Genomic DNA, 19375 nt, shown 5'->3' with positions numbered 1-19375 from the left:
TTACGCCGGCAGGCCCACCCGGGGCCGGCCTGCTAAACCAGAAATAGACGCGCTGCATGTCGGTCACGATACCTCGAGTTCGGATCGGATGGGCGCGCCCCTCCACAACGAGCCGAATCCGAGGAGGGAGCTCTGCGACACCCGCCAACGCGGACTGGCCACATCTGGTGAGCGGTTGGCGTTTTCGAGCAAGGCGTCGGCGGTCACGGTCGAATAGGTTGAAAAGGCACCCTCAAATGCCCAGAACACCAGATGGAGCTGTGCCTTCTCATGCCTGTGATCGAATCGACAGAAACCCCCTTGCAGTCGACAAAAGATGTGGACGGCGAATTCACCCGTCTGATCGATTCCTTGACACGACGCGGGTTCCTGACCGGTGCAGCGGCGCTCGGTGCACTGGGCGCACTGTCTGCATGTTCGAGCGAATCCAGCGGCACCGAAGCCTCGGACGAATGGGTCGACATCGTCGTCGCGGACCAGGCCTACCGCCTCCCGCGGGACCCCAAGCGTGTGGTGGTGCTCGAAGCGCGAGGAGCCCTCGATTTTGCGCTACTGGCCGAGTACCCGATCGTCGCGACCAATTGGGATCCGAAGTCGCAACTCATGCAGCAGGTACCCGCCGGCGCAGCTCGCCTCGGTGGGACGAACAACGAACCGAACGCCGAATCGATACTGAGCTTCGACCCCGATCTGTTGGTCGTCGGTAAAGGCTGGTGGGACTACTACCAGGACAAAGGCCTGCTCGGCACTGACATCGCTCCGGTGCTCGTCGTCGACGAGGGCACGACGGGCTCGTCCTGGAAGCAGGCCATGACCGCGCAACTCACGGCTCTCGATCGCCGCGAAGTCGCCGAACGCGTCATCGCCCGCTACAACGCCGAACTTGCACAAGCGCGGGCCAAGATCGGTGGACTGCTAGAAGGAAAGTCGATCGCGATAGCCGGCGCAGACAGCGGCCAGATCTGGCTTCAGAACAACACGTTCGCCGTGTCGGTTGCACAGGACCTCGGCCTGAACGTCTTGACCGACGCCGCCCATGCCGCGCCCGATCGGAAGGACTCGACGTTCTACAGCCTCGAGGAGCTCGCGATCTTCGACCAGGCCGACTTCGTACTACTACAGAACCCCGACGCCGTCGAAGCCGAGTCGCCGACGTGGAAACGAGTCCGCGCTGTCCAGGACGGCCATGTCGGGCAACTGCGATACGACCTCAACAACGGCCTCGCTCTGACTGCGATGGCCCTGGCTACCGACATCGCCGAACAGGTACAGGTCATGCGCTGACGTCAGTGCGGGCATTTGATCAGCGCGTGGTGACCGGTGGGGTCACTCACGCGTCCAAGCGGAACTCGCCTCGTACCTGACGTACGCCGTTGATCTGCACTTCGACGGCATGGTCGCCCGCATAGTACTTCCGGGTACTGATCGGTTTGAAGGAATGCCTCTTCGCGATGCGGGCCGGCACCCCGGGTTCCAGTGTTCGTGTTGTCAGTTTGAAGACCTTGGGCGTCGTCGTCCCGTTGGCCTTCACGTGGTGGACGATGTAATCGATCACGACGGTGACGGACTCGCTGCTGTTGTTCGTGACAGCGAAATCGAAGGTGAGTTCTCCACCCGCATCGACTACTTCTCGGTCGATGACGAAACCTTCGACCACGACGTCGGTGGGCGGCGCGAAACCCAAGAGAGACAGAGCATCTGGGTCGCCGGCCTTGATCAACGTCCGCAATGCATGTTTGACGATTTTCAGTGTGTTGGAATCCGGTGTCTGCAACCAACGCTTCGCAGTCGACACGGCGAGCGCTGAGTCAGCACGACTGAGATCGTTGAGATGGTTTGCGACTGAACGTCGTACATATTCCGAATCATCCCGATACAGCTGGTCGAGAATGACGATTGTCGACTCGGGACGCGCCGTCAATTCTTTCACTCGTCGTCCCCAGGGCAAACGAGTACGAGTGCCTTCGGTCGCCAAGCGCCGGACGTGTTCGTCTTCGTGGCCGGTCCAGGTGAGTGCGATCGCCAGTGAACGGTCGAGGTTCGTTTCGAGAAATGTGCGAATCGCGAATTCGGCGGTCAGACGCGACGTCAGCTCAGCAAGGAGAGCCATTCCCTCGTCGAAATCCGACTCGGAGCCACTTCGTGTCGCCGTGACGGCGACGGATTCGGTGACCGGCCAGATCATCCAACCAGTGAAGGTCACCTCTGAAAGCGCACGGCGGATGACCTCGGCGAAGACCGGAAAATCCTGAGGCAGTTCGGCAGTCATCGCGTCCCGTACGACGCGGGTGCGTTCCCCGAGACTCATTCCGTCGAATTCGGATGCACTGCCCCGAACGAGGGCGAGGCGTGTGTGACCGGAGGCTCGCTCGAGGCAGCCCGCCAGATCGGCGACGACGGATTTACCGAGCAGTTCGTCGGCGGTGGGCATCAGGGGCACACCGTGAGAGCGGAAATCCGATCACCGTCGAGAGTGAAGTGATGGTGCAACCGGATGGGACTTCCGGGAAAATTCCCCTCGACGTTCACTGACACGACAACAGCTGAGCCAGGGGTGTGCACCGACTCGATTTTCTGGGTGAAGGTGAACGCGGTCGACACCGCGGATTTCCATGCCACGATTTCTCCGATGCCGACGTACGTCCGGCCGTCGTCGCGCACCACGGCGTCTTCGGTGAACACGTCGCGGGCGTCGCCGCCGTCGAAGTACGCGCGCGCTGCGCCTGGCACCTTCGCTGAGTCGATCATTCGCGAAGAGTACTGCTGGGGTCCGACAGGTTCGGCGAACTCACTGCCCGAGCGGACGCCGCCAACTGAATCTCCATCAACAGCCTGGCCGACGGCTCGGACAGGTCGGTATCCGTGATCTCCTCGACCCTCTTGATCCGATACCTGAGTGTGTTCGGGTGAATCCGAAGCTGCTCGGATGCGCGTCGGACATCGCCCGAATGTGCGAGGTAAACGGAGATGCTTTCGCGCATGTTCGACCCGTTGCGTCTGTCGTAGACGTCCAGGGCGTCGACTCTCGGATCGTGCAGTTGCTCGTCGGCCGCAATCGTGTCCATGATTTCGCCCAGCAGCACCGGCGTGCGCGAGTCCGCGAGGGTGGTCACTCGAATATCCCCGGACGTTCCGTCCAAGACCCGATCCACTTCGGCCCGAGCCTGGGCCACCTCCGCAAGCATCGAAACCGGCGAAGAGACCGCGGCCCGCAAACCCGAAGGCGACACCTTGTCCAAACGCGCGACAACTTCACGGGTCCACGAGACTGTGGATTTCGCGGATTGGGTTCGCGGAAACAGCACATAGATCCGAGTGCCGACGGCACTCACCAGCGATTCACGCTGAAAGGCGCTGGCGTGCAGTCGCAAAGACGACACGAGTTCGCCCGAAGACGGCAGCCCACCGTCGCCGATACTCGCCACGCCGACCACCATCGCCGGTCCGGACATCGGGATGGTCAACGAGGCCGCGAGCGAAGGAACATCGACACCGCCGCCGCGAACCCCGAGCAACCGCTGAATCTGTATCGCCTCGTTACTCGGCGCGTCTCGGATGCGCGAAATCAGCCGCGCAGCAACGGCTGCGGCACCGCGAAGCACACTGTCGGCATCGCCGGCGATGGGTACCGGGCCTTCCTGAACCCAGATAGTGCCGAGAAGATCGAAACTGAAACCGCTCTCCCCCCTGCTGTTCTCGGAGATCCTGCGTATCGGGACCACCAACCGTCGCCTGATCGCGAGGTCTTCGTGAGCAGGCACCTCGACTACGTCGTCGCTTCGCCGCAGGCTTTCGAAGACGCCCCACTCCTGCAGCTTTCGGAGGTATTCGCGAGGGCCTTCGCGACCGAGGATGGATTGCCGGCGTAGTTCGTCCGCAGCATCTCCCGATGCCGAATAGGCCAAGACGTGGGAACGCTCGTCCTCGATGCTGACCATCCCCCGCGTGATTGCGGCGACGTTCTGCGCCAGCTCGAACAAGTCTGTGTCACTACCGAATACGATGTCGTCCGAATCCTGTCGGGACACCGAATGATCGAGCACGCCCCGGATCGTTGTGAACAATCGATCCCAACGAGCATCCGGGTGGACAGCTATCAAGGCGATTCCGGCGCGCTGTGCCGCGACCTGCACCGACGTGCCCGCGACCTCCTTCGACATGACAGCCCGTGGCGCTGATCCCTTCTGATCGAGACGGTTCAGCCACGCCGCCAGTTCGGCTGCGTCGATACCGACAGCGAGCCAGAGCTCAGAGGATTCGACGCCCTCGGTTCCGGAGCGCGTGAGGTCCCCGGCCTCTGCGAACACCACGGAGTCGACGAAGACGTCAGCGTCCGACGGCGCGAGGACGAGCTCGACAAAAGCTCCGCCCAGCGCCCGAAGGACCGCGTCGAGCCTGACCCCACGGATAGACACGTACCACCCACTCTCCGGACCGTCGCAACACCTCAATTTCGAGAATAGCGCATCTTCCTGCGAAAACGGTTCAGCCGATCGGACAAACACGGACACCGATGTTTGGCCGCTCAGCGGATTACTCGCCGACGTTTTTCGACTTGACTGATTCACGACACGACAACTGCCCACTCCTGAGTCTGCCGAAGGATCGTCATGGACGCCGTTACCAATGTCCCCCACCCCGCCAACGAACCGGTGAACAATTACGCACCGGGAAGCCCGGAACGATCACGCCTACGTACGAAACTGACCGAACTGGCCGAAACACCGACCGACATCAGGCAGGTCATCGGGGGTTTCCACCGAACTGCGGAAGGCAAGCGGGAGAACGTCGTTCAACCACACCGTCACAGTTCAGTCATCGGATCGTATGCGGGCGCAACGCACTCGGACGTTCGTGATGCCATCGACGCCGCAACCCTCGCCGCCCCCGCCTGGCGCGACCTCTCGTTCGACGACCGCGCTGCGGTCTTCCTCCGCGCCGCCGATCTTCTCTCCGGCCCGTGGCGCGAAACTATCGCCGCTGCAACAATGCTCGGCCAGTCGAAGACCGCATATCAGGCCGAGATCGACGCCCCCTGCGAACTCGTCGACTTCTGGCGTTTCAACGTAGCGTTCGCTCGCCAGATACTCGCCGACCAACCCGTTTCCGCTCCGGGAGTGTGGAATCGCGTCGAATATCGACCACTCGAAGGCTTCGTCTACGCGATCACGCCCTTCAATTTCACCGCCATCGCCGGAAATCTACCCACCGCACCGGCCCTGATGGGCAACACCGTGATCTGGAAGCCGTCACCGACGCAGGCCGTCGCGGCGTACCTGACGATGCAACTACTCGAAGCCGCCGGTCTTCCGCCCGGGGTGATCAATCTTGTTCTCGGCGACGGCCCCACGGTGTCCGAGGTCGCGCTGGCCGACCCCCGCCTGGCGGGCATCCACTTCACCGGATCGACCGCAACGTTCCAGCGCTTGTGGCGTGAAGTCGGAGCCAACATCTCGAACTACCGGACGTACCCACGTCTTGTCGGCGAAACCGGCGGCAAAGACTTCGTACTAGCACACAGTTCCGCAGACCCGGACGTACTCACGACGGCATTGATTCGCGGGGCCTTCGACTACCAGGGCCAGAAGTGTTCGGCCGCATCACGCGCGTTCATCCCGAAGTCGGTGTGGGCCAAGATGGGCGACACGTTCATCGACACTGTGTCGTCGCTGAAGTACGGAGACGTCACCGACCTGCAGAACTTCGGCGGCGCCGTCATCGACCAGCGTTCGTTCGACCGAAACGCCGCCGCGATCGTCCGCGCCAAGTCGACCAGCAGCCTCACCATCGCAGCAGGCGGCGACTACGACGACCGCGAAGGATTCTTCATCTCGCCGACGGTCCTGCTCGGTGACGACCCCAGTGACGAGGCCTTCAGCACCGAGTACTTCGGCCCCATACTCTCCCTGCACGTCTACGACGACTCCGCACCGAATGCCTACGCCGACATCCTCGCTCGCGTCGACAGCGGATCCGCTTACGCCCTGACCGGTGCCGTGATCGCCACCGACCGTGCGGCCGTCGATCAAGCTCACCACGGTCTGCGGTTTGCCGCCGGAAACTTCTACGTCAACGACAAACCGACGGGCGCGGTTGTCGGGCAACAGCCCTTCGGGGGCGCGCGGGCTTCGGGCACCAACGACAAGGCCGGTTCACCGCAGAACCTGCTCCGTTGGACGTCGACGCGTACCGTCAAGGAGACCTTCGTTCCTCCCACCGATCATCGTTACCCACACCAGGACGTCGATCCAGCCGAGAGCGAGAACCGTTGATGAGTACCGTCTCTCTGAGCAACCCGTTGCGGCCGGTACTGCTGGCGGCGGCACGCTCGTCGCGGCTGGAGAAGACAGTCTCCGGGATGTCCTTGACCCGCAAGCTGGTAGACAGGTTCGTCGCCGGGGACGCAGAACCCGCAGCGGTCTCGGCCGTACGCGACATCCTCACCAGTGGCCGGTTCGCGACGGTCGACTACCTCGGCGAGGACACTACCGATCCAGCTCAGGCAACAGCTACCGTCGATGCCTATCTCTCCCTTCTCCGCTCGTACGCAACGCTTTCCGAAGCGGCGGGGACGCACTGCTCCCTCGAGGTTTCGCTCAAGCTCTCGGCGTTAGGGCAGGCACTTCCCGGTGACGGCGAGAAGATCGCCCTGGCGAATGCACACCGAATCGTCACAGCGGCAAACGAAGTGGGCGCATGGGTCACCGTCGACGCGGAGGATCACACCACCACCGACTCGACACTGTCCATCGTCGAGGAGTTGCGCCGTGACTTCCCGACGCTCGGCACGGTCCTGCAGGCGTATCTACACCGCACCGAGGCCGACTGCCGGCACTTCTCCGGACCAGGTTCACGAATCCGGCTGTGCAAGGGCGCATACCAGGAACCGGCCGGCGTCGCGTTCCAAAAGCCCGCCGAAGTCGATGCGTCGTACCGGCGTTGCCTGAAGGTCTTGATGGAAGGCGACGGATACCCGATGGTCGCCTCCCACGATCCCACGATGATCGACGCCGCCCTCGAACTCGCCTCACTGACCGAGCGGACAACCGAGAGCTTCGAATTCCAGATGCTCTACGGCATCCGCGACGGCGAACAACGCAGATTGGTAGTCGAAGGCAATCACCTGCGGGTCTACGTTCCCTACGGTAGCCAGTGGTACGGCTACTTCATGCGTCGCCTCGCGGAACGACCGGCCAACCTCATGTTCTTCATGCGCTCACTCGCCTCCAACAACTAGGCGCCGGAAACTGGTGGCAGCGGAGGCAATTCGAGGTTCTCACGGAAGGTACCTCCGACGTAGTCGGATCCCACGATTGCGCGCTTGCGCAATTCCGGCAGCAGTCCGTTCGTGACGAAATCGCGTGTACGCGGATCGGCAAGGTCACCGAGCGTGATGACGTCGAGGACACCTGCGTCGTATCGTTCCTCGATTGCGTCCGCGAGCTGTTCCGGGGTGCCTGCCGCTGCCCAGTGGCCCGTATCCTTGGACGCGATGATCAACTCACGCAATGTCTTTCCCTGTGACGCGAGCTTGCCGAAGATCTCGACCCGGCCCCGTCGTCGATTCACCGACGACGGGTCCGGTAACAACGACTCCGGGATCGGCCGGTCGAGCGGCAATTCCGAGAAATCCACGTCACCGCCGAACATGTCGGCAAGCCTGGTGCGTCCGGCGTCGAAGTCCGTCGATTCCTCGGCCTCTCTGACCAATCGTTCGACTTCGGCTTCGGTGGCGCCGTACGTTGCGTGGAACGAGCTGAATATCAGTGGTAGTTCGTCTCCGCGCCCCAACTCTGCCGCCCGGGCGCGGATCGTCTTCGTGTAGGTGACCGCGTCCTCGAAGGTTGCGAGAGAGGTGAATACGACCTCCGCGAAGCGAGCCCCCAGTTCGATACCTCCGGCAGACTGGCCTGCCTGGAATTGGACCGGGCGACGCTGCGGCAGAGAGGGGATGTTCAACGGTCCCTGCACGGTGAAGTACTTACCTCGGTGCTCGATGGGGACCACCCTCGACGGATCGAGCACCGCAGAGCCCTCTCCCTGAATCAAGGCGCCGGGCTTCCAGCTGTCGAAGAGCGCGTTGACGACTTCGAGCGATTCGGCCGCTCGGGCGTAGCGCTCCTCCGGGCTCGGCAGGTCCAGGTCGCTGTAGTTCTCTTCTCCGAGTGAGGAAGTGACGGCATTCCACGCGGCTCGACCATTGCTGACGTGGTCCAGGGTGCCGAACAACCGTGCGAGGTTGAACGGGTGATGAAACGTCGTCGTGACGGTCGCGATGAGCCCCACATGAGTGGTGACCGCACTCAGCGCAGCAAGGAAGATCAACGGCTCCTGTGCGCCGATCGCACCCTGCGCACCGAAGCTCAGGAGATCGGCGGCAAACAGTCCGTCGATCTTGTTCACCTCGGCCGTCTTTGCGACTTCGATCGCGGACGCGACCGTCGAAGTCGACGGATCGATCGCGGCGTCGTAGATGCTCACCGCCCCGCTGACACCGGTCACCGTCTTGAGCGGACGCCTACGATCGGCCACCGACCGTCCTCCTAGCTTCGCGAAATCTGTTCCGAATTCACAACGCTAGACCGATCCTGGCTCCCGACAAGGTATTCGCTCAGCCTGGTTCTATCCCTGCGAACACCGCTTGGTCACGCCCCGGATTTACGGGCACGATAGGCGGCGACGTGCGCCCTGTTCCCACAGTTTCCGGTGTCGCAGTATCGCTTCGACCGATTGCGCGACAAGTCCACGAATACCGCTTCGCAGTCCGGAGCCTCGCACCATCGCAACCTCGAGAATTCGTCGGTTCGGATCAGATCGAGCACACCCATTGCCGCTTCTGCAGCCATCCGGTCCACGAGGGGCGAATCGTCAGCGGTGACGTGGAGATGCCAGCCGAGATCATCGTGCCTGGTGAGCCGCGGCCTCGCGCCCGATTCGAGAAGCAGTGAGTTCACCACCTCGACGGCGTCGTCCACTCCCGTGACTTCCCAGAACTTTCGCAGTCGTGGACGCAGTGCACGAACCGCCGCCAATTCCTCCAGAGTGCCGTCCCGCCGGCCGGTCCAACGATCGGCGTCGAGGAACCTGGTCAGTTCCTCTGAATCCGGCAACAGTTCCTCGCCACCGCGAGCCGTGTTGACCAACGACGCGGCGAAGACGAGCGCCGATTCCGTGTCACCAGCAAAATGCACTTTGACTCCTGAGCCTTGTCAACCTAATGTCAGCATCATAATCGCTTTTACTCCTGACAGGTGCCCACGTGAACTCTCGCAACGGTTTGATCTTCGCTCTGCTGTCCGCGGCAACGTTCGGCGTCTCGGGCCCGTTCGCGAAATCTCTCATCGAATCAGGGTGGTCCCCCGGCGGCGCGGTGTTCGCGCGCGTGGCCGGCGGCGCACTGGTGATGATGGTGATCGCGGTAGCCACCCAATGGCCTCGCCTACGACAGGTCGGCGCCCACACGCGAACCGTACTGCTGTACGGAGTGTTCGCGATTTCCGGCGTTCAACTGTGCTTCTTCAATGCTGTGCAACATCTTTCGGTCGGAGTCGCATTACTCCTCGAACACCTTGCACCGATCATCGTCATCGGATGGGTGTGGATCACCAAAGGCGCGCGGCCGAGCGTGCAGACACTTCTCGGTGCGGCGGTTGCCTTGATCGGCGCCGCAGTGGTGATCGACGTCTTCGGATCGGCAGAGATCAGTGCCGTCGGAGTTGCGTGGGGACTGGCCGCAGCGGCATGCCTTGCAGTCTATTTCGTCATTTCCGAACGTGCGGACGGCGATCTCCAGCCTGTTGTGCTCGCGGCTTCGGGGCTGACCGTCAGCGCACTGGTCATCGGCGCACTCGGGCTCGTCGGCATCCTCCCCCTCGAGTTCTCGGCCTCGAACGCAGTCGTGGCAGAACACTCGGTGGGCGTGTGGCTGCCCGTGGCGGTCCTTGTCCTGGTCAGCACTGTCATCGCCTATCTCACCGGCATCGCCGCGATCACGCTGCTGGGACCGACCATAGGATCTCTGGTAGCGCTGACCGAAGTGCTGTGCGCGGTCGTCGCCGCGTGGATCCTGGTCGGGGAATCCGTCACCGCACTCCAAGCCGTGGGTGGCGCAGCAATCATCGCGGGGTTGGTCCTCGCCCGGCTCGGCCAGAATGCACCGAAACAGATACCGGCCGACCCGATGACAAATGTCATGGCAGAAGAATGACGGACGGACGAGGGCTCATGTCCTCGAAGCGAGCAGATTCTATGTATGACCTCAACACAGGCACGGCATTCACCACAGGCACTGCACACACTCACTGAAGGATCGGCACACGACGCCGTCCGGTTGACCGGACTTCGCAAGAGTTTCGGAACCGTCGACGCCGTCAAGGGTATCGACCTGAGCATCCGCCCCGGCGAGATCGTCGCGTTCCTCGGCCCGAACGGCGCAGGCAAGACGACAACCATCGACATGATCCTCGGACTGTCCCGACCGACGTCGGGCGACGTGAGCGTCTTCGGAATGTCACCCCGATCGGCGATCGCCCGCGGACTCGTGTCTGCAGTCATGCAGACCGGCGGGCTGCTCAAAGAACTGACGGTGGCCGAGACCGTGCAGCTGACCGCCAGCCTGTACGCCCAATCCCGTCCGGTCGACGAAGTGCTGGGGCGAGCCGGAATCCTCGACATCTCCGATCGCCTCGTCAGCAAATGCTCAGGCGGACAACAACAGCGCCTGCGGTTTGCGATGGCGTTGCTGTCGAACCCCCAATTGCTCATTCTCGACGAGCCGACCACCGGTATGGACGTCGAAGGGCGTCGGGACTTTTGGTCCGCCATCCGCGCCGACGCAGATCACGGTCGCACTGTGCTTTTTGCGACGCACTACCTCGAAGAGGCCGATGTCTACGCCGACCGCATCATCCTGGTCCGGCAGGGCACAGTCGTCGCCGACGGAACCACCGCCGAGGTCAAGGCGATGGCGTCCGGGCGCACCCTGCGCGCACGAGTCCCCGGTATCACCGACGAACTGCTCCGAGCCATACCGAACTCGGACGCCGTCGAGGTGCGTGGTGAGTCATTGCTCGTGCACTCGGGCGACACCGATGCCGTTGCACGGTTTCTGCTGACCAACACGCAGGCTCGCGATCTCGAAATCGTCTCGCGTGGCCTCGAAGACGCATTCATCGCACTCACGTCGAACAACTCCGAAGGACAGAAGTGATGACCACTGCAATCGAAGCGAACACCTACGGAGCTGAGCGAACCGTCGTACCACTGGGCGGATTCAACACGACCTTGTTGCGACTGGAATTTCGTCGTCTGACCCGCAATCGGCGCACGATGATCTTCACACTCGTCATGCCGGTCGTCTTCTTCCTCGTCTTCGGGCTCGGTCAAGGCGACGACGACCACGGGATCGGGCACGGCAATGTCGCCGCGTACATCATGATCAGCATGGCCCTGTACGGCGCGATGCTGGCCACTACGAGTGGCGGAGCGATGGTCTCGATCGAACGAGCGTCGGGATGGAGCCGGCAACTGCGCCTGACTCCACTGACGCCGGTCGCCTACATCGCCGTCAAACTGATCATGGCGATGCTGCTCGGTCTCGTCTCGATCCTTGTCGTCTACGTCGTCGGCGCGTTCACGTCTGCGCAGATGGACGGATCGCTCTGGTTCACAACAGCATTGATCGCCTGGCTGGGGTCGTCGATCTTCGCGGCCTTCGGCCTGTTCATGGGGTATCTGCTCCCCAGTGAGAACGTCATGCAGTTGCTCGGCCCGGGACTGGCCTTGCTCGCCTTCGGCGGCGGACTCTTCGTACCTCTCACCGACGGTTCCGTGTGGGCGACCATCGCACAGTTCACGCCGATGTTCGGCATCAATGCCCTCGCCCACGCACCGTTGACCGGCAATAGCATTCACTGGACCTGGATCGTCAATATCCTGGTGTGGTTCGCCATCTTCGCCGGCGGAGCGATCTGGCGGTTCCAACGAGATACGGAGCGTGTGTAGTTGTCGCAAACGACTGACCGAAACGATTCCGTCGCGCTACCGCGGCGGAATCGTTTCGGCGTTCTCTTCGCGGCGGTCTGGATGGTATTTCTCGGCGGACCGCTGATCGAGGGATGGAATCTGCGCGACGAAGTGCGCGGCTGGACAGGGATTCTCGCGACGATCACCTTCAGTGCGCTCTACCTGTACACGTTCGCCACAACTCAGCAGCGGCGCCGAATGACAATGACTCGGCCGAAAATTCGCGAAGCTGCACTGGCTCTGGCCGCTCTGACCGTGTTGGCCGCCGTGATGATCGTCAGCGTCGGGCCGACGGGTTTGGCAGCCGCACCGTATCTCGCGGTGACAGCGGTGACGCTGCTGCCGACCGTCGCGGGCGGCATTCTCGCCTTGGTGTTTGCAGCCTCCGTGGAGATAGTCAGCCTCTCGTCCGGGTGGGGTAATTACTCCGGGCTCTCCCTCGGAGTCTGCGCGGCCGCATTCGCGACCTGGGGCATCATGTCCCTGATCAGCCGCAACTTCGCCATGCTCCATGAACGCGAAGAGCAGGAGCAGCGGGCAATCATGGAAGAGCGAACGAGGATGGCGCGCGATCTGCACGACATCCTCGGGCACTCGCTGACCGTCATCACGATCAAAGCTGAACTGGCCAACCGCCTACTGGACGTCGACATAGAACGTGCGCGCAGCGAACTCGACGATCTCGAAAGACTCTCTCGAGACGCGCTTGCGGACGTGCGCTCGGCCGTCGAAGGATTTCGTGGAATTTCACTTCCCGTCGAGATAGCCCGTGCGCGAGAGGCATTGCGTGCGGCAGGTATCGAGGACGACGTGCCGAGCAGTACCGACATGGTCCCCACTCGCCTCCGAGAACTCTTCGCATGGACGATCCGTGAGGGTGTCACCAACGTGGTTCGGCACAGCGGAGCAACACACTGTCGGATCACGGTCGACGAAAGAAGCGCATCTGTCGTCGACGACGGACGAGGGGCCGGGTCGACGTCTTCCGGCAACGGTCTGATCGGATTGCGTGAGCGGGCCGGCGCGTCGGGCGCACGAGTGATCATCACTCATCCCGAACCGCAAGGGTTTGCACTTCAGGTCGTCGAACAGGAGAAAGTGTGAGCAACCAGGGCGATCGAGCAACCATACGGCTGCTCTTGGCGGACGACCAGGCGCTCGTGCGAGGAGCTTTGGCCGCGCTACTCGATCTGGAATCCGATCTGTCCGTGGTGGCCGAGGTCGGCCGCGGTGACGAGGTGGTGGCTGCCGTACTCGAGCACCGTCCGGACGTCGCGCTTCTCGACGTCGAGATGCCCGGCATGGACGGTATCGCCGCGACAGCGGCCCTTCGCGAAGCAGCACCCGAGACCCGGGTTCTGATCGTCACCACGTTCGGGCGCCCAGGATTTCTCCGTAAAGCCCTTCACGCGGGGGCCGGCGGGTTCGTCGTCAAGGACACACCTGCCAGGCAGCTTGCCGACGCGGTCAGGCGTGTTCATGCCGGACTGCGCGTCGTCGATCCCACCCTTGCGGCTGACAGCCTCGTCAGCGGTGAGTCGCCCCTGACGGAGCGTGAGACCCAAGTACTGCGCGCTGCTCACGACGGCGCACCCGTGGCGGCCATCGCGGGGGCGCTGTTCTTGTCCGCAGGGACAGTTCGAAATCACCTGTCGTCCGCAATGGGTAAGACGGGTGCCACGACCCGCGCCGAAGCCGTGAGAATCGCCGAGTCGAACGGCTGGCTCTGATCCGCGATGCCGGAATCCGCTTCGCCGGCAAATAGTCCGCCGTTCGATTCTTGATGACGATTTGTCCAGATCACTCAAAGTAGGGACCTTCTACCCTAGGGATTTTCCCTGCAAACGACCCCCTTCGTGAGAATCCGAAACAGCTAATCGTTCGATAACTGGCTATGATGCAGTTAATTGAATCGACGGAGCCTGTGCGTAACGGGGGAAGGGACGTCTCATGTCGAACCAGTTCAACGATCGCTTGAACTCGCTGTTCGAGACTGCCGACTTTCACGTCACCAACGCGATGGTCGTTCGCGGCATGACCGAGTTCGGTTGCCGCATCTCGACGCCGTACCTGTCGCAACTACGCACCGGCGTCCGAACCAACCCGTCACCCGAAGTGGTCGCTGCCCTCGCCCACTTCTTCAACGTCCATCCGGACTACTTCTACGCCCCGTCCGACCACACTCCACCGACCGTCTCCGGTGGCGAAGCAGACCTCTCACTTCTCGAACAGCTGCACAACGTGCGCCTGCGAAACCTCACTGCCCGGGTCGTCGATCTCTCACCGTCTTCGCAGGATCTGCTTGTGGAAATGGCGGAGAATCTACGTTCCTCCGAGAATCTTCCGCGCGTACCACCGGACTCGAATTCCTACATGTCACGCGCGTAGCGCCCTTCGCCGACTCTCCTTGACTGCGCAGGGAGGGTTGGCCTTATGCTGATCGATGCAGCTGGTTCGCCCGGCACGGTCATGAGGAGCCCCGAAGACCGTTCCCGGCGTCGAAGCCCCGTCAGCGCAAGCTGACGGAGTGAGAGGGAACCCGGTGAAAATCCGGGACTGTCCCGCAGCGGTAAGCAGGAACGACCGCCGTTTATGTGCACTGGGCATCCGCCTGGGAAGCGACGGCCAGTAGGTTCGATCCAACTCGATCGAGTGCCCGCGAGTCCGAAGACCTGCCAACTGTGTCGGGCACGCCGTGCCCGACGGTCCACCGCCTCGTGGAATGGGCGTGTAGATCTCCATCGGACCTCGTGCGTGGTTCGGGCAGTGCTGCCCGCCGCAGCTCGGGGTCTCGTGAGGTGTACCCGTCTGCCGGCAGTGGCCATCAGTGCATTGGCAATCTGGAGAAACTCCGTGACAACGACATTCACTTCGACCGTGCTGGGCTCACCGCGCATCGGTCCTCATCGAGAACTCAAGCGGGCAACCGAAAGCTACTGGGCGGGGCGCATCGACGCCGACGCCTTGCAGAGCGTCGCCCGTGACCTCCGTCGGCAGGGCTTGGCCGGCCTCCGTGACCTGGGCCTCGACTCGATCCCGGTCAACACCTTCTCCTTCTACGATCAAATGCTCGACACCGCAGTTCTTCTCGGAGCACTTCCCGATCGTGTCGCATCGGTCGCCGATCCGTTGGACCGCTACTTTGCAGCTGCCCGTGGGACGGACACCATCGCGCCGCTCGAAATGACGAAGTGGTTCGACACCAATTACCACTACCTGGTGCCGGAGATCTCGCCGTCCACCACGTTCGCACTCGACCCGTCCAAGGTCTTGTCCGAACTCGCAGAAGCACTTTCCGACGGCATCGCAGCCCGCCCGGTCGTCATCGGACCGGTCACCTTCCTGTTGCTTTCGAAGCCTGTCGGCACTGACGAGCCTCTGCTCTCGCGGCTCGACGAACTGCTCCCCCTCTACGCGGATCTACTCGGTCGGCTCGCGAAGGCCGGCGCGGAGTGGATTCAACTCGACGAACCGGCTCTCGTAGGTGATCGCACCGACGAGGAAATCGAAGCGGCACGCGCTGCGTACGAACAGCTTTCGGCACTGACCGAGCGGCCGTCGATCCTGTTGGCGTCGTACTTCGGCTCGCTGCGTGACGCGCTGCCCGCACTCGCGTCCACCGGTGTCGAAGGATTTGCCGTCGATCTCGTGGCCGGTCAGGATTCGATCGGCTCCGTCCCCGAACTCGCCCGCAAACTGGTCGTCGCCGGTGTGGTCGACGGACGAAACATCTGGCGGTCGGATCTGGATTCGGCACTGAGCACGTTGGGTGCTCTGTTGGGCAGCGTGGATACTCTTGCCGTCTCCACGTCGTGCTCCCTGCTGCACGTTCCGTACACTCTCGACGCAGAAGCCGATGTCGACAAGGCCCTGCGCTCGTGGCTCGCGTTCGGCACCGAGAAGGTCAAGGAAGTGGTCACTCTCGCAACCGCTCTCACGCAGGGACGAGAGTCGGTGGAGGACGAGTTCGCGCTGGCACGAGCTGCCGCGTCGACCCGCAAGGACGATCGCAGACTCAATGACGCGAGCATTCGAGGCCGGCTGGACGCCGTACTGAGCTCGGCGACCGGTCGCGCGCCCGCCGCCGAGCGCCGCGCTGCCCAGGACGAGTTGCTGTCTCTGCCACCGCTGCCCACGACGACTATCGGCTCGTACCCACAAACGTCGAAGATCCGTATCGCTCGCGCGGCGCTGCGCAAGGGCGAGATCGACGAAGCCGAGTACGTCGACCGCATGCGCGCCGAGATCGCCGAAGTTGTTGCACTCCAGGAAAAATTGGACCTCGACGTACTCGTTCACGGCGAACCGGAACGCAACGACATGGTGCAGTACTTCGCGGAGCAGTTGGACGGGTTCTTCGCCACCGCCAACGGATGGGTCCAGTCGTACGGCACCCGCTGCGTGCGTCCGCCGATTCTGTACGGCGACGTCTCACGTCCGAAGCAGATGACCGTCGACTGGATCACGTACGCACAGTCGCTGACAGACAAGCCGGTCAAGGGCATGCTCACCGGGCCCGTCACCATTCTGGCCTGGTCGTTCGTCCGCGACGACCAACCGCTCGCCGACTCGGCAAATCAAGTCGCACTGGCCATTCGAGACGAGACGGTCGATCTGCAGGCCGCCGGTATCGGAATCATCCAGGTCGACGAACCGGCACTGCGTGAGCTACTTCCACTGCGTGCTGCGGACCAGCCCGCCTACCTGGACTGGTCGGTCGGCGCCTTCCGGCTGGCCACCTCGGGCGTCGCGGATTCCACCGCCATCCACACCCACCTGTGCTACTCCGAGTTCGGAGCGGTGATCGGTGCCATCGCCGGTCTCGACGCGGACGTCACGTCCATCGAGGCTGCGCGATCACACATGGAGGTGCTCGACGATCTCAGTTCGGTCGGGTTCGACCTCGGCGTCGGTCCGGGTGTCTACGACATCCACTCGCCACGCGTGCCGAGCGTCGACGAGATCGCGGAGTCGCTACGCGAAGCACTCAAAGCTGTTCCGGTCGAACGATTGTGGGTCAATCCGGACTGCGGATTGAAGACACGGGGGCCGATCGAGGTCGAAGCGTCGCTGCGTAACCTCGTCGAAGCCGCGAAGGTGGTACGAGCGGAGCTTTAGGGGCAAGCCCCTGTGCGCCTTTCTGGTGGTGGCATTATCGGAAAGGCGCACAGGGGGTCATGCCGTATGGCCGATCGGTCTCGAAGCATCGAAACGTAGGCTTCCGGATCTCTCCCTTTCCTGCTACCTTGCCTTACTAGACAGTGACCTAAGGAGAGGCCTTACAACCGCGAAAGCGACGACCCAGGCCCGGGTTCACGTCGAAGGAGTTCACCCACGTGGACACGGTTTCGACCGATGTCCGCCATTCCACGGTCGAGTACGCCCCTGGCTTACACCTCGACATAGTCCGACCGAAGGACCCACCGCAGCCGTTGCCTGCGATCGTGTGGATCCACGGCGGTGGATGGCGGCTACAAGACCGCACGGCCTGCCCAGACCTCGCGAAGCATTTCGCTGCCGAGGGATACGTGATGGTCAGCATCGACTACCGGTTGGCACCGGACATCGTTCACCCCGGTCAATTGCTCGACGTTCGGCGCGCAGTGCGCTGGCTGCGAAGCAATGCCGCCGAACATCGCGTGGATCCGGATCGAATTGGACTCTGGGGATCGTCGGCAGGAGGGCACCTCGCGGCGCTTGCCGGCATCCATTCCTCGACCCTTCGGCTGGACCACGAAGAGGCCTCATCCGTCAGCTCAGCAGTCCAGGCCGTCGTCGACGGTTACGGCCCAGCAGATCTTCCTGCCCTGGTGAATCTTTCGTCGCCGATCTCCGAAGCCGAACAAGTATCGCCCGAGGCATCACTGTTGGGTGGACCGATTCGAGACAACCTCGCCGCCGCACGCGACGCGAGTCCGGCACTCGTAGCCAAGGGCGGCACGCCCCCGTTCCTGGTCATGCACGGGATCGAGGACACGATGGTTCCACACCACCAAAGCGTCAGCCTGTACGACTCGCTCGCCGCCTACGGAAACGACGTGATCCTTTATCTCGTGGACGGTTTCGGCCACGGCTTCTTCAACCCTGGCAACGTGCTGGAGCTGGGTCCTGGGCTCAGTCTCGATCAGGGGCACCTCGAGCGTGATCCGTCCGCATCCGCAACAGTCCGAGCCTCCACCGACCGCGGGAGACGGTTCGTCGAACGCCACCCATGCGCGTCGTTCGCGACTATCGAAGCCTTTTTCTCTCGAACACTGAAAGCAGGTGCGTCCCTCTCATGACCACATTCGACATTCCGAGTTTGGACGAGGTCCACTCCACCGTTCCCGAATCGGATTCTCTACCAGGGCGTTGCGTGCCTTACCACCTGTCCGCCGGTGAAGGCGAGCGATACCAACTAGGCGGTCAACTCCTCACAGTCATCGCCCGCCCGCAAGATACCGGTGGACAGTTCGGCGCCGCCTACGTCTACGGCGGCGCAGGTGTCGAGACGCCGTTCGTCCAGCACTCCGACGAATTCCGTTTCCTGTACGTCACCGACGGTCGACTCCAAGTCTGGCTTCCGGGCGAAACCAACATCCTCGTAGCGGGAGACGCCGTGTCGATCCCACCCGGCACGCCGTACGCGTACCGCATGCTCGCGCATCGCACGCGATTCCTGAGTTGGCTCACTGTCGGTGACGGACACAGTTGGGGCGCAGAATCGGGCACCGCCACGCAGTCGCACGTCTTCGACATCAGCGCTGACCAGAACGTTTCAGACGCGCGTCAGTCCGAACTTGCAGCGCAGTACGGAATTCGAGTTCTCGACCTGGAGAAGAAGGATCTTCCCTCGTCGTCGGGATCGATTTTGCCTCAGTCCAATTCGGCCTACGTCCTGCGAGCCGGCGAAGGTGACCGATGGGCGAGCATGGACCAACTCAACACTTATCTCGCACGCTCCCGAAACACGGATTCGACGTACTTCGCGATGCACACCAGCGGCGGCAAGAGTCCATACATTCCGTTGCATTTCCACCGTCAGCACACCGAGAACTTCTTCTGCCTCGAGGGCCGGATTCTGTTGCACGCGAACGGTAAGGAAATCCTTCTGACCAAAGGCGACTTCCTTCACGCACCTGCAGGCACCGTGCACAGTTTCTCGTTCGCCGGCCACAGCACCCAGATGCTCGGACTGCTGACCACCGGTGTGTTCGAGAAGTTCTTCGAATACATGAACCGCCCGACCGAGGCTCACATCCACGTCGAAGGAGGCGACATGACCTTCCCTGGTGAAGGATTCGGGCGCGCTCGTGCCGAACTGGACCTGGAGGTCGTCGGGCCGCCCCCAACTCCCGGCGGATGAAGCGAT

At 62.6% G+C, this 19375-nt stretch carries 17 protein-coding genes and 1 riboswitch; of the genes, 12 read left to right on the top strand and 5 right to left on the bottom strand.

Going from position 1 to position 19375, the window contains the following annotated elements:
* Positions 1-270: 270 nt before the first annotated feature.
* Complete coding sequence (locus G8767_RS03110) at positions 271-1284, top strand: ABC transporter substrate-binding protein (protein WP_240951822.1); 1014 nt, start codon at positions 271-273, stop codon at positions 1282-1284.
* Between the two features lie 46 nt (positions 1285-1330).
* On the opposite strand, the gene G8767_RS03105 is transcribed toward G8767_RS03110, so the two are convergent.
* Genes G8767_RS03105 through G8767_RS03095 form a run of 3 tightly spaced genes read right to left on the bottom strand, consistent with a single transcriptional unit; the run spans position 1331 to position 4415 of the window.
* Positions 1331-2431 carry a DNA alkylation repair protein gene (locus G8767_RS03105; protein ID WP_166809303.1) on the bottom strand — a complete coding sequence of 367 codons (1101 nt, stop codon included), beginning with the start codon at positions 2429-2431 and terminating at the stop codon, positions 1331-1333.
* The gene (locus G8767_RS03100; protein ID WP_166809302.1) at positions 2431-2748 is read right to left on the bottom strand and encodes a nuclear transport factor 2 family protein; all 318 of its coding nucleotides are present in this window, start codon (positions 2746-2748) and stop codon (positions 2431-2433) included. Before G8767_RS03100 ends, G8767_RS03105 begins: the two co-directional genes overlap by 1 nt.
* Positions 2745-4415 (bottom strand): helix-turn-helix domain-containing protein, encoded by a 1671-nt coding sequence (locus G8767_RS03095; protein WP_166809301.1) that lies wholly within the window; start codon positions 4413-4415, stop codon positions 2745-2747. The genes G8767_RS03100 and G8767_RS03095 overlap by 4 nt, the downstream gene beginning before the upstream one ends.
* Before the next feature lie 195 nt (positions 4416-4610).
* Between G8767_RS03095 and pruA the strand changes: the two genes are divergently transcribed.
* Both pruA and G8767_RS03085 read left to right on the top strand, forming a co-directional pair.
* Positions 4611-6272, top strand: a complete 1662-nt coding sequence (gene pruA, locus G8767_RS03090) for an L-glutamate gamma-semialdehyde dehydrogenase (RefSeq protein WP_124567616.1) — start codon at positions 4611-4613, stop codon at positions 6270-6272.
* Complete coding sequence (locus G8767_RS03085) at positions 6272-7237, top strand: proline dehydrogenase family protein (protein ID WP_166809300.1); 966 nt, start codon at positions 6272-6274, stop codon at positions 7235-7237. The genes pruA and G8767_RS03085 overlap by 1 nt, the downstream gene beginning before the upstream one ends.
* Here the strand turns inward: G8767_RS03085 and G8767_RS03080 are convergent.
* Both G8767_RS03080 and G8767_RS03075 read right to left on the bottom strand, forming a co-directional pair.
* On the bottom strand, positions 7234-8532 hold the full coding sequence (locus G8767_RS03080; protein ID WP_166809299.1) for an NtaA/DmoA family FMN-dependent monooxygenase: 1299 nt from the start codon (positions 8530-8532) through the stop codon (positions 7234-7236). The genes G8767_RS03085 and G8767_RS03080 overlap by 4 nt on opposite strands.
* A 113-nt stretch (positions 8533-8645) precedes the next feature.
* Positions 8646-9191 (bottom strand): CGNR zinc finger domain-containing protein, encoded by a 546-nt coding sequence (locus G8767_RS03075; protein WP_166809298.1) that lies wholly within the window; start codon positions 9189-9191, stop codon positions 8646-8648.
* Positions 9192-9259: 68 nt separating this feature from the next.
* Here G8767_RS03075 and G8767_RS03070 point away from each other — a divergent pair, with 68 nt between their 5' ends.
* The 9 genes from G8767_RS03070 to G8767_RS03030 all read left to right on the top strand — a co-directional run bounded on the left by G8767_RS03070 (position 9260) and on the right by G8767_RS03030 (position 19369).
* Positions 9260-10207, top strand: coding sequence for a DMT family transporter (locus tag G8767_RS03070; RefSeq protein WP_166809297.1), 948 nt, complete (start codon positions 9260-9262; stop codon positions 10205-10207).
* Between the two features lie 45 nt (positions 10208-10252).
* Positions 10253-11209 carry an ABC transporter ATP-binding protein gene (locus G8767_RS03065; protein ID WP_166809296.1) on the top strand — a complete coding sequence of 319 codons (957 nt, stop codon included), beginning with the start codon at positions 10253-10255 and terminating at the stop codon, positions 11207-11209.
* Positions 11209-12003, top strand: coding sequence for an ABC transporter permease (locus tag G8767_RS03060; protein WP_166809295.1), 795 nt, complete (start codon positions 11209-11211; stop codon positions 12001-12003). Before G8767_RS03065 ends, G8767_RS03060 begins: the two co-directional genes overlap by 1 nt.
* Positions 12004-13128: a histidine kinase gene (locus G8767_RS03055; protein WP_124567622.1), complete on the top strand. Its 1125-nt coding sequence runs from the start codon at positions 12004-12006 to the stop codon at positions 13126-13128.
* A complete protein-coding gene (locus G8767_RS03050; protein WP_095968766.1) occupies positions 13125-13754 on the top strand; it encodes a response regulator transcription factor in 630 nt (209 codons plus the stop codon). The genes G8767_RS03055 and G8767_RS03050 overlap by 4 nt, the downstream gene beginning before the upstream one ends.
* A gap of 220 nt (positions 13755-13974) precedes the next feature.
* Positions 13975-14412: a helix-turn-helix transcriptional regulator gene (locus tag G8767_RS03045; RefSeq protein ID WP_166809294.1), complete on the top strand. Its 438-nt coding sequence runs from the start codon at positions 13975-13977 to the stop codon at positions 14410-14412.
* 105 nt (positions 14413-14517) lie between these two features.
* Positions 14518-14719: riboswitch (cobalamin riboswitch) on the top strand.
* A gap of 158 nt (positions 14720-14877) precedes the next feature.
* Positions 14878-17142 (top strand): 5-methyltetrahydropteroyltriglutamate--homocysteine S-methyltransferase, encoded by a 2265-nt coding sequence (gene metE / locus G8767_RS03040; RefSeq protein ID WP_166809293.1) that lies wholly within the window; start codon positions 14878-14880, stop codon positions 17140-17142.
* Positions 17143-17360: 218 nt separating this feature from the next.
* Positions 17361-18305, top strand: a complete 945-nt coding sequence (locus tag G8767_RS03035; RefSeq protein ID WP_124567625.1) for an alpha/beta hydrolase — start codon at positions 17361-17363, stop codon at positions 18303-18305.
* Positions 18302-19369, top strand: coding sequence for a quercetin 2,3-dioxygenase (locus G8767_RS03030; RefSeq protein WP_124567626.1), 1068 nt, complete (start codon positions 18302-18304; stop codon positions 19367-19369). Before G8767_RS03035 ends, G8767_RS03030 begins: the two co-directional genes overlap by 4 nt.
* Positions 19370-19375: the final 6 nt, after the last annotated feature.

This window comes from Rhodococcus sp. IC4_135 (assembly GCF_011602025.1).
Taxonomy (GTDB): domain Bacteria; phylum Actinomycetota; class Actinomycetes; order Mycobacteriales; family Mycobacteriaceae; genus Rhodococcus_F; species Rhodococcus_F baikonurensis.
This window is presented reverse-complemented; position numbering and strand designations above follow the sequence as displayed.

Coding starts and splice junctions, on each gene's coding strand:
- G8767_RS03045 (WP_166809294.1), top strand. CDS start 13,975: ATGTCGAACCAGTTCAACGATCGCTTGAACTCGCTGTTCGAGACTGCC.
- G8767_RS03065 (WP_166809296.1), top strand. CDS start 10,253: ATGACCTCAACACAGGCACGGCATTCACCACAGGCACTGCACACACTC.
- G8767_RS03085 (WP_166809300.1), top strand. CDS start 6,272: ATGAGTACCGTCTCTCTGAGCAACCCGTTGCGGCCGGTACTGCTGGCG.
- pruA (WP_124567616.1), top strand. CDS start 4,611: ATGGACGCCGTTACCAATGTCCCCCACCCCGCCAACGAACCGGTGAAC.
- G8767_RS03060 (WP_166809295.1), top strand. CDS start 11,209: ATGACCACTGCAATCGAAGCGAACACCTACGGAGCTGAGCGAACCGTC.
- G8767_RS03100 (WP_166809302.1), bottom strand. CDS start 2,748: ATGATCGACTCAGCGAAGGTGCCAGGCGCAGCGCGCGCGTACTTCGAC.
- G8767_RS03030 (WP_124567626.1), top strand. CDS start 18,302: ATGACCACATTCGACATTCCGAGTTTGGACGAGGTCCACTCCACCGTT.
- G8767_RS03105 (WP_166809303.1), bottom strand. CDS start 2,431: ATGCCCACCGCCGACGAACTGCTCGGTAAATCCGTCGTCGCCGATCTG.
- G8767_RS03110 (WP_240951822.1), top strand. CDS start 271: ATGCCTGTGATCGAATCGACAGAAACCCCCTTGCAGTCGACAAAAGAT.